The sequence below is a fragment of the Streptomyces spiralis genome (assembly GCF_014654675.1).
Classification (GTDB): Bacteria; Actinomycetota; Actinomycetes; order Streptomycetales; family Streptomycetaceae; genus Streptomyces; species Streptomyces spiralis.
In genome coordinates, this window is record NZ_BNBC01000059.1 from 1 (window position 1) to 10,081 (window position 10,081).

The window sequence follows — 10,081 nt, forward strand, 5'->3', positions numbered from 1 at the left end:
TCGGACCTGATGGCTTCCGGTGCCCTGCGGATCTTGAGGGAACGGGGGCGCACGGTGCCGCAGGATGTGGCGGTCGTCGGCTTCGACGATCTCACCCCCATCGCCGAGACCACGGATCCGCCGCTCACGACGGTGCACCAGGACATCGAGGAGATGGGGCGGCTGATGGCTCGACTTCTCTGCAACCGGACCGCGCACCAGTCCCTCCAGGGAGATGGCTCCCAGGGTCTGCCGTCCGTGGTCACTCCCACGCGTCTGGTGCTACGCAAGTCGGCCTGAGCGTGGGGGTTTTAGCGTCGGAGTGCCCTTGCGCTGTGACAGGACCGCGGGCGTGGACGGCCCCTGCACGCAGCGCCCTGGGCAGGGGCCGCTTCCCTGCCCAGGGCGCTGCTGTGGCGGGTGGGAGAGTCCCGCCCTGTCTGCGCGACCGGCTGGGCAGACGCCCTTGGAGCCCGTTGCGCCGGCTCGCCTGCTGGAACGCTGGAGGCTGCGCAACCGTGCAATCCCGGGCCGACCGACCAGGCCGCACTGCATGCCGATGCGCAGCGATGCCACGCGACTTTCCCCCCAGACCTGATGCAGCTCCAGACGGACTGGCACCGCACCTACCAGACCCTAGCCGTACCCGACCCGGCCCGGACCACCGTGCTGCGCCGCCGGCTGCAGTGGCTGTCCGTCCGGCTGTGGTGGAACCCCTACTGGACCGGTCCGGGCCGCGTGCCGGCCGCCCGGACCGAGCCGTGCCGCCAGGCCCGCGTCTTGCAGGGGCAGCGGTGAACCGGCGCCCGGACCACCTCACCGACCGGGAGGAACAGATCCTGCGCTGTATCCGGCGGTGGATCGAAGACACAGGTGAGGGACCGTCGGTGCGTCAGCTCGCCCACGCCGTCGGGATGCGCAGCCGGCATCGGTCGCCTATCACTTGGCCCACTTGGAACGCTCGGGCGCGCTGATCCGCGACGGCCGGGGCTGGAGCACCTGCCGCCTGGGCCACTGACCCGCACCCGTCAGTGCCGGGCTCACTTGGCTGCCCAAGGCTGTGACCTGCCGTGGTCCGGCCTGTGGTCGGGGTGGCCCGTGGCTCCCGCGCCAGTGGCTCTGTTCATCACAACGGACGGACAGCAGATGTTCACCACTTCGGGATGCACTGCGCGTGGAGATTGTTCGATTCGCTACGGGCTCAGCACCTCAGAGGGCGGCCCTGCCGGTCCGAGATTCCGGATTCGGCTGTCATTGAGCTACGAGGACCTCCACTCCGAGTGTCTTGAGTTGCCCGATGACCGTGTCGTGAGGATCGGCGTCGGTGATCAGCCCGGTGATCTTCTCCCACGGCAGGACGCGATACGGCGAGGCAGTACCGATCTTCTCGCAGGAGGCGAGGATGTAGGTGTCCGCGGCGCGCGCGGCCAGGGCGCGTTTCATCGCTGCCTCGTCGGCGTCTCCCGTGGTCAGTCCGGCCTCGGGGTGGACGCCGGTGACGCCGAGCAGGCACAGTTCGGCGGAGACGTTCTGCGCGGCCTCGACCGCGGCGGCGCCGCAGGTGACCGCCGAGTGCTTAAAGACGCGCCCCCCGAGGAGGAAGAGCTCCGCCCGCGGGTGGTCGATCAGGGCCGTGGCGATCGTCGGGCTGTGGGTGATCACCGTGCAGGCAAGATCCTTCGGGAGCGCTCGGGCTACGGCGAGGGCGGTGGTGCCGCCGTCGAGGATCACCGAGCTGCCCGGCTGCACCAGTGCGGCGGCGACCGAGGCGACTTGCCGCTTGCCGTCCGGGGCCACCGTTTGCCGGGCGTCGTAGTCCACCACTGCGGGAGACGCGGGCAGCGCGCCGCCGTACACCCTTTGGCACAACCCCTCGGCGGCTAGATCACGAAGGTCACGCCGCACGCTGTCCTCGGAGATGCCTAGGTCGGCGGCGACGTCCTTGGCCACGATCTTTCCCGTGCGGGCGAGGAGATCGAGCAGGTGCTCGCGTCGTTCAGCAGCCAGCATTCACGTTCCTTCCTGTTCTTGCATGGTTCTGCATGTATCTTAGCCGCCATGACCGACAAGCCCCTGCTCATCCTCATCGCAGGCCCCTACCGCTCCGGCACCGGCGGCGATCCGCAGGCCATGGCCGCCAACCTCGCCCGCCTGGAAACCGCGACCTGGCCCGTCTTCGCGGCCGGCCATCTCCCCGTGATCGGCGAGTGGATCGCCCTGCCCGTCCTCCGCTCCGCCGGCGCGGGCCCCACCGACCTCCTCGCCGACCGGGTGCTGTACCCGACCGCCGACCGGCTGCTCGCCCACTGCGACGCCGTACTGCGCCTGCCGGGCGAATCCGCCGGCGCCGACCAGGACGTCGCCGCCGCCCGCCGCCGCGGCCTGCCCGTCTACCACGACGTCGCCGAGATTCCGCGCCGCACCCCGCAGGAGACCATGTGACCAGCCGCCCGGGTGTCGACACCCCCGATCACCGCGGACGCACCGGTCTCCACCTCGCCGGACGCGACCTCGACCGCAACCCCGATGTCCGGATACGCGACGTCGAACTCACCTCCCAGGGCTGGCACGTCCTGCGCCGCACCACCTTCGACTACCGGCGCCGCGACGGACGGTGGGAGACCCAGCAGCGCGAGACCTACGACCGCGGCAACGGCGCCGTCGTCCTGCCCTACGACACCGAACGCAACTGCGTCCTGCTCACCCGCCAGTTCCGCTACCCGGCCTACGTGAACGGCCACCCCGACGGCATGCTCATCGAGGCGGCGGCCGGACTGCTCGACGAGGCAGACCCGCACACCGCGATCCGCCGCGAGAGCGCCGAGGAACTCGGCGTCAGACTCGGCCCGCTCACCCACGTGCTCGACGCCTACATGAGCCCGGGCTCCGTCACCGAGCGCCTCCACTTCTTCGCCGCCCCCTACACCCCGGCCGATCGGACCGGCACGGGCGGAGGACTCGAAGAAGAGGGCGAGGACATCGAAGTCCTCGAACTTCCCTTTGCCGAGGCCCTCGCCATGACCCGCGACGGACGCATCACCGACGGCAAGACCATCCTGCTCCTGCAATGGGCAGCCCTGTACGGGCCCTTCGCCCGACAGCAGAACGTCTGAAAGTCCGCCTTCGCCAGATACGCCCAGGAAGGCAGAGCGTTCGATTTCCGGGACGGCTCAGGTGCCTCCCGAAGTGGGGTTCTGGCTCGACTTCTGTGGTCCGTGCACGCTGAGTGATGGCTGACGGCTGGGAGGGCTGCCGGCAACTGCCCGAAAGTGATCGTCGTCCCCTTGCCCGCCACGGCATCAGCATGCTGTTCGCGATGCTCCGCGAGGGGACTTTCTACGAGTCCCGGCCGGCCGCGGCGGCGGTCAGATGAGTTGCGGGCCCGCCATCAGCACCACGCGGTCGGCCGCGGGATCGAACCTGAACACCGGGTTTTCGTAATCGCCTTCGGCCGTCATGACCACCGGCTTGCCCAGCCGACGGCCCACCACGGCCAAAAACCGACACAGGACATCCACTCCTTCCTGGCCCTGCAGCTCGCGAAGGTCGACATCGAAGTCGATCTCCTCGGCAACCATCGGACGGAAGATTGCCAGCACGCCTGGGACCGGCCAGACCCGCAGATCGACCGTCTCGGCATCGGCGGGACGCGTCAGCACCTCCACCGCAGGACGCAGCGCCCCGGCGACGCTGCCCTCCGAGTACTCCCACGCCCAACCGCTCGACCGGACCAGATCGAACACCGCCTGCCAGTCCTCCACTGAGGTGCCCGCCACGGAAACATCCGGCAGAGCACCCATCAAGTCAGGGTCAAAGAAGTTCCTGACGTCGTCCCACAGCAGATCCGGCATCCCGCCATGCTGCCTGCCCCGCCACCCGAACGCAGCCCGATTACCTTGACGAACCACATAGAGACACCCACGACGTGGACTTGCGGCGGGCGGTCTCCCCGCTCCCCCACCAGCCCCGCACCACCAGGCGGCCGGCCGCCGCCAGGCTCAAATGGAACGGTAAGCCTCATCCACGGCAACCGCCCCCGTCGTCGATCACAACCGTCAGTTGCACCCCGGCTTCGACTGGGGCGGCCCCGGACGTGAACAGCGGGAGCAGGCGGTGAGGGTGGCGTTGGCGGCGCTGCGGGAGGCCGGCGGATACAGCCGCGGGCTCGCCGCCCGGCTGGCGCGCGAACACGGCGGTGGCGCCCGCAGCCGGCAGCGCGCCGTGAACGAATCCCGTGAGCAGTTTTCGGGTGACTTCGCGTACGGCTCGAGGGAGCCTGGCGGTCACTCAGAGTGGCCGCGTCACAGAAGTTGAGCCAAGGCCGCTTGCCGCGTACGAAGCCACCGCCCCGTGGCTCACTCCAGCACCAATAGCACCGCCAGAGCGACGAGGAGGGAGTCGATCCGGTCGAGGATGCCGCCGGAGCCGGGCAGCCACCGGCCGGCGTCCTTGGCGCGGGCGCCCCGCTTGACCATCGACTCCAGCAGGTCCCCGAGCGGGCCGCCGACCGCCACGGCCACCGCCGTCTGCCACGTCAGGGAGGACAGCACGGTCAGCGTGAGGAGACCGGCCGCGGCCCCGGCCAGCGTGCCGCTCCACCGCTTGGCGGGCGACAGCGGGGAGAGCCGGGGGCCGCCGAGACGGCGACCCGCCGCGTACGCGACGATGTCGGCGATCGACACGGCCACGAACAGGACGAGGCCGATGGCGCCGGACGATACGAGGCCGGCCAGGGCGCCCAGCCACACGAGCCCCAGCAGGCCCGCCCCCAGGCGGCGGAGTCCGTGCTCCGCGTCGCCCGAGAGCAACGGCACCCCGGCGATCGCAAGCGCCCCGGCCGCCGCCACCCGGAGCACCTCCCCGGGGGCCAGCCAGGCGGTGAGGACGAGTCCGACAATCGCCGCGTCCAGCACCCCCCGGTCCACCGGACCCAGGCGGAGCAGCCCGCCGAACTCCGCCACCGCGACCACACCGACCACGGCCGCGAGCACCGCGATCCCCGGTGGACCGAGCCAGAACGCGGCGGTCACCAGGGGCACTCCGAGCGCCCACACGCACCAGCGGACCAGCAGTTCACGGCGCCGGGTCGCCGCCACCGCGACGCCTCCGACCGCCAGTGCCCCGCCGAGGTACGGCACGAGACCGGCGACCGTCGTCACCGGGCGGCCCACCCCGGCGCGCCCGAGACCATTGCGGCCGGCGTGCGCAGCGCGTCCAGGGCTCTCTGGCACGCCGCCACGATCCGGGCGTTCTCCGCCGTGTCGCGGACGGCGATCCGGACGGTCCGCCCCTCGTACGCCGGGGACATCGGCGACAGGTCACGCAGGAACACGTCGTGGCGCCGGCACTCGCGCACCAGCCGCGCCGCGCTCGGTCCGTCCGGCGGCAGGGTCACCGTGAGGAAGTTCGCCACCCCCTCGTCGACCGAGGAGAACCCGTCCAACTCCTCGAGGTCGTACGCCAGTCCCCGGCGCAGCACATGGGTACGGGCCCAGCGCTCCGCGTAGTACGCGGGGTCGCGCAGCGCCGTCACGGCAGCCAGCTGGGCCGGCAAGCTCAGGGGCCACGGCGGCGTCCAGCGTCGCAGCTCCCCGGCCGTCTCTGGACCGGCCACCAGGTACGCGGCCCGCATCCCCGACAGCGCGTACATCTTCGACAGCGAGGTGCAGACTGCGACCCGGGCGTCGACCGAGGCGAGCCCGGCAAGCGAGTCCGCCGGATCGACATACCCCAGGTACGCCTCGTCGATCCACCACCGGGTCCGCACGGGCGAGGCCTCGATCACCGCGCGCAGCGCGTCGGCCGGGGCGTGCCGGCCGGTCGGGTTGTTCGGGTTGACCACCACCACGAGGTCGTACCGTCCGTCGCCCGTCGCGGCAGCGAGCCGGGCCGGGTCGAGCAGCCAGCCGTCCTCCCGGCTCAGCTGGAGCCGGTCGACCCGGCAGCCGATCACCCGCTCGGTGACATGGGCGTACTCCCCGTAGCCCGGCTCGAGCAGGAGCACCCGGCTCTCCGGCGTCAGCCACCGGCCGAACGCGCGGAAGATCAGATCGGACGAGCCCGCCCCGACGACCAGCGAGTCCACCGGCAGCCCGCGGACCCTGGCGATCTCCGCGAGCAGTCCCTCCGCGCCCGTCGGCGGCGAGGTCCGGGCCGCCCACCCAGGATCCTCCGACAGGACCGTGCGAACCCCTGGGGACGGCGGAAACCAGGCGTCCAGCACATCCGCCGCGACCACCTCGTGACGGCGGGTCAGGGTCCGGAAATCGGTGCCGATCGCCGAGAAGAACGCCCCGCCGTGCTCACAGCCGTCCGCACGCGGCGCGAAGGGCACGTCGAGCCGCCAGTCGAGGCCCGTCCGCAGCCGCTCCAGGATCCGGCCGTGGCGCTCCACGACCGTTTTTGTCAGATCGGCCACGGAGCCGCTGAGGACCTCGAACGAGACCGCGCCCGAGCGGACCGTGCGCCCGACCGGCCGCAGCCCGGCGGCGAGGTACATGTCGAGCAGCTCCGTGCGTCCCATCGCCACCACCCGGCGGCCGCCCCGCGCCGCGACCCAGCGCAGCGCCGCGTACATGAGGAGTGGCGCCGCCGCGGTGGACCGCCAGTGCTCCTCGACGGTCAGGACGCGGATCTCGAACGGCGCCTCCTCAGTCAGGACCGGCAGCTCCTCGCGCGTCAGGTACTTGTCGAGGGAGTAGCGGCCGACCCACGGCGGGGTGAGGCTGACGAAGCCGATCCGCGTTTCGCCTCGCGCGGCCACGAGATAGACGTTGTCGCCGTCGAGTCCGTCACTCAGCCTTCCCGACGGATCCACCGGATGCTGGCCGAGCTCCTCCGCGTACACACGGTGGCGCAGTTCCTGGATCCAGTCGTGATCCCGAGGCGTGGCAGTGCGCAGCTGCAGGGCGTGATCCATGCATATGTTCCCCTGAGACGGTCCGGCGTTCATGCCCCAGCATGGAGGAGTCCGGCAGACGGCACCTGAGTACGCGTACTCAGCCGGACAGCGGATGGGTTGGAAGCGGTCCAGGTCAGGGCCGAGTCCATGGGCAGGTGCCGAACCACCGGCGCCGAACGTGCCGGGTGAGCGCGTCGAGTTCGGGGCAGTGGGCTCGGACGGTCTTGAGCTGGAGCGTTTCCGCCTCAGCGAGACTCTCCGGACGGCGGAGGATCCATCCCGCGACGGCCCGGGGCGAGGGCGGTCCGGCCGTCACCAGCCGCGGCCAAGTCCGCTTCTTGTGCAGGTAGGCGCGAACGCGTCCGTAGCTGCCCCTGTAGCCGAGCGGCACGATCTCCTCCCAGAGTTTCCAGGCGTTGGTGCAGCCTTGGTTCCAGCGGTCGTCGAGGTAGGGCTTGCACTCGTCGAGGACGGAGGTCCGGTTCTGCCACTGACCGGTGAAGAGCTCTTCTGGCGTCGCGGCGTCGGCAAGACGTTGGACAGTGCGGTAGGTCATGCCGAGCTGCCTCTGGTGTGAGTCTTCCCGCGGGCCCGGCATTTATCGTATTAGGTGCGGGAGGCGGGATCGTGGAGGGCGGCGAACGCCGAGAGGAACATCGCGCGTTTGAGCTGCCGGTTGCCGCCCCTGGGCGCGTGTTCGCCGTGGATCGAGGTGTACGAAGTTCTGTCGCCCCTGCGCTGGGGGCCCCGAGCGCCGAAGGGTTCTGTCGGGTCGAAGCCCCTCAAGGGCCGCCGCCCGTGCGGCGTTGGAAGCCAAGGCGTTGAAGCCGTACTTGCGTGACGCGCCCAGAGGGGCAGAACGACCGGCACCGCTCACACGCCGCTGGGCGGCTCCCGAAGTTGAAGCCGGGATGGTGGCAGATGAACGACCGCTGGTAGCACGCAGTACCCCTGAGAGCCCGTAGAGCCCCGCCACGGCGGGTGTCTTCTCTGTGTACGCGCCTTGCCGCCATGGAATGCGACACCGATGTCGTACCGATGTCGCTTGGTCAATCACCTGGACTGGGAACTCAAGCCACTGCCCACGACTCGGCACGCCAGCCCGGCAGTTCCTTGTCGAGCCATTCCTCGACGGTCCGCCGCCAAGGGTCGGTGGAGTCACGGTCGGCGACGTCGGCCCAGGTGTCCTCCGCGAGATCGGGGTCGATGACAAGCCTGTCGAGGTAGGCATCGAAATCGTCGGCGACCTTGGTGAAGACACCCTTCGACAGGTATCCGGGGTGAGGGATGCCCTGCACGAAGGCATGGAGCTGGCCGTGGGTGGCTTGGTTCAGGTCCAGGAACAGGGTGTCGCTGCCCCCGTTCCGGGCGATCGGGAGAAGGCCGGCGAGCGGGACCTCCTTGGCGAGCCCCCCGTCACGGCTTCGGCGGTACTCGCCGACCAAGGTGCCCCAGCCGTATTCGCCATCCTCGTCGCGGCCGAGCTGGTAGAGGTCGTCGAACCCCTGGAACGGCTCCGGTTCACATGCCGGCACACGAACCGAATACGGGAGGCTTCCCCCACTCGCTGCCTCCAGGAAAGAGCGATAGGAAGACGGCAGAGACAGCCCGATCTCCCGTTCGAGATCTTCGAACTCACCGACCTCGAGCGGCCTGAACGGCCCCATGACCAGGCGGCCTCGATACCAGCGCGACAGTTCCTCGGACACGTCTGGATTCTCGCACCACGCGGCATCCCCAGATCCGTCAACGTTCTACGTTGCTGGACGTGGAGCCGGCCACGGTCATCCGCATCTGCCTGAGCACGCCAACGAGTACGCGGACATGGGGCCTGGGCAAGTGGCGACGGCCGGTGCCACGAGGCGGGCCCTGAGGGTGCACGGTGCTGACAGCGGCGGACGGGCATGCCTCGTCCACGGCGCCGCGGCGCACGGCGCCGCTCTGTACGTCACCGATGCCGGCGTGCAGGAACCGCACCGTCCGCAGCCGCAGAGCGCGAAGATCAAAGTTGCCCGTCCTGCACCGCGGCACCCACTCCTGACCCCGACGGACGTGTGCGCCACAGTCCTGACCCGGGCGCGTCAGCGCATCCCGATCCACGCGCTGTCCAGCCCACACACCCTCGACCGTTGGCTCAACGCCCCCCCCTACAACCACCGGCCCTGGTCAATGGTCTGACCGCTGCTCGGTCTGGTTGAGCCCGGCCGAGTACCCGTCGACGGACATCGAGAGGTCGCAGGTCACCCTGCCCAAACGTTTGGGCACTGTGCCGTCCTCTTGGTGGCGATCTTCCGTCGCCTTTGCGGTGAGCAGTCTGATCCGTTCATCACTGGGGTAGACCGTTCCGGGCCCGCGAACTCATCGCGCCACGCCAGGTGCCGGCCGGGACGGCGGGTAGGGCATCGACTCCCGTCGCTGAACGGAGCAGCGGAAGCCCCTCAATCCGCCGGGCCCGGCATCGCGCCCTCGGCAAGCTTGATGCGGGTCCAGACGTTCATCAGATCTCCTTCGTGGATACCCCAGCCTTCAGGCTGGGGTGGGGGTACCTCCCGCTTGCGGGGGAGAAACGAAGCTCCTGCGGAGCAGGGCAGGGAAAGGCGAATCGCCGCCAGGGCGATTCGGCGTCTGCAGCCACCGGCCGACCCCCACTCACATGGAAGCTGATAGAAGGTGAGACATCCCGCAGCAGGTCAAGCGGGCTTTCAAGTACCGCTTTTACCCCACCGACGAGCAGGCAGCTGAGCTGTCGCGCACGTTCGGCTGCGTCCGCCTCGTGTACAACAAGGCGCTTCAGGAGCGCACGCGGGCCTGGTACGGCGAGCAGCGCCGTCTCTCGTACGTGGAGTCGTCGGCCGCGCTGACGCAGTGGAAGAAGACCGAGGAACTGGCCTTCCTGGCGGAGGTGTCCTCCGTGCCGCTCCAGCAGGCGCTGAGGCATCTTCAGACGGCGTTCGCCAACTTCTTCGCCAGGCGGGCCAAGTACCCGCGCTTCAAGTCGCGGAAGAGGTCCCGGGCGTCGGCGGAGTACACTCGCAGCGCCTTCAAGTGGTGTGACGGGCAACTGACTTTGGCGAAGATGGCGGAGCCGCTGGACATCCGCTGGTCGCGTCCGCTGCCCGAGGGCGCGGAGCCGTCCACGGTGACGGTGTCCCGGGACGCGGCGGGCCGCTGGTTCGTGTCCCTGCTGTGCGAGGACACCAT

12 protein-coding genes are annotated in these 10,081 nt (G+C 70.0%); 6 read left to right on the forward strand and 6 right to left on the reverse strand.

The annotated features are described in order from the left end of the window. The 3 genes from IE318_RS38315 to IE318_RS38325 form a co-directional block, all read left to right on the forward strand. Positions 1-279: substrate-binding domain-containing protein (locus IE318_RS38315; RefSeq protein ID WP_189907530.1), on the forward strand; the 279-nt coding region annotated here is incomplete at its 5' end. Positions 280-576: 297 nt separating this feature from the next. Then, on the forward strand, positions 577-777 hold the full coding sequence (locus IE318_RS38320) for a DUF8825 domain-containing protein (protein ID WP_189907531.1): 201 nt from the start codon (positions 577-579) through the stop codon (positions 775-777). Further along, positions 774-953 carry a LexA family protein gene (locus IE318_RS38325; protein WP_229904030.1) on the forward strand — a complete coding sequence of 60 codons (180 nt, stop codon included), beginning with the start codon at positions 774-776 and terminating at the stop codon, positions 951-953. Before IE318_RS38320 ends, IE318_RS38325 begins: the two co-directional genes overlap by 4 nt. A gap of 277 nt (positions 954-1,230) precedes the next feature. On the opposite strand, the gene IE318_RS38330 is transcribed toward IE318_RS38325, so the two are convergent. Beyond that, entirely contained in the window at positions 1,231-1,989 is a 759-nt protein-coding gene (locus IE318_RS38330; protein WP_189907532.1) for a DeoR/GlpR family DNA-binding transcription regulator, read from the reverse strand. A gap of 48 nt (positions 1,990-2,037) precedes the next feature. Between IE318_RS38330 and IE318_RS38335 the strand changes: the two genes are divergently transcribed. Together IE318_RS38335 and IE318_RS38340 are read left to right on the forward strand one after the other, a co-directional pair. After that, positions 2,038-2,421: a DUF4406 domain-containing protein gene (locus IE318_RS38335; RefSeq protein WP_189907533.1), complete on the forward strand. Its 384-nt coding sequence runs from the start codon at positions 2,038-2,040 to the stop codon at positions 2,419-2,421. Beyond that, positions 2,418-3,092: an NUDIX domain-containing protein gene (locus IE318_RS38340; RefSeq protein WP_189907534.1), complete on the forward strand. Its 675-nt coding sequence runs from the start codon at positions 2,418-2,420 to the stop codon at positions 3,090-3,092. The genes IE318_RS38335 and IE318_RS38340 overlap by 4 nt, the downstream gene beginning before the upstream one ends. A 252-nt stretch (positions 3,093-3,344) precedes the next feature. Here the strand turns inward: IE318_RS38340 and IE318_RS38345 are convergent, their stop codons facing one another. The 5 genes from IE318_RS38345 to IE318_RS38365 form a co-directional block, all read right to left on the reverse strand. Then, on the reverse strand, positions 3,345-3,830 hold the full coding sequence (locus IE318_RS38345; protein ID WP_189907535.1) for a hypothetical protein: 486 nt from the start codon (positions 3,828-3,830) through the stop codon (positions 3,345-3,347). Positions 3,831-4,334: 504 nt separating this feature from the next. Continuing rightward, positions 4,335-5,138: a phosphatidate cytidylyltransferase gene (locus IE318_RS38350; RefSeq protein ID WP_189907536.1), complete on the reverse strand. Its 804-nt coding sequence runs from the start codon at positions 5,136-5,138 to the stop codon at positions 4,335-4,337. After that, positions 5,135-6,898, reverse strand: coding sequence for a pyridoxal phosphate-dependent aminotransferase (locus IE318_RS38355; protein WP_189907537.1), 1,764 nt, complete (start codon positions 6,896-6,898; stop codon positions 5,135-5,137). Before IE318_RS38355 ends, IE318_RS38350 begins: the two co-directional genes overlap by 4 nt. Before the next feature lie 115 nt (positions 6,899-7,013). Further along, on the reverse strand, positions 7,014-7,436 hold the full coding sequence (locus IE318_RS38360) for a hypothetical protein (protein WP_189907538.1): 423 nt from the start codon (positions 7,434-7,436) through the stop codon (positions 7,014-7,016). A gap of 514 nt (positions 7,437-7,950) precedes the next feature. Further along, entirely contained in the window at positions 7,951-8,589 is a 639-nt protein-coding gene (locus IE318_RS38365; protein WP_229904031.1) for an SMI1/KNR4 family protein, read from the reverse strand. Between the two features lie 968 nt (positions 8,590-9,557). Between IE318_RS38365 and IE318_RS45630 the strand changes: the two genes are divergently transcribed. Beyond that, a partial coding sequence (locus IE318_RS45630) for an RNA-guided endonuclease InsQ/TnpB family protein (protein ID WP_229904039.1) occupies positions 9,558-10,081 on the forward strand: 524 nt, incomplete at its 3' end.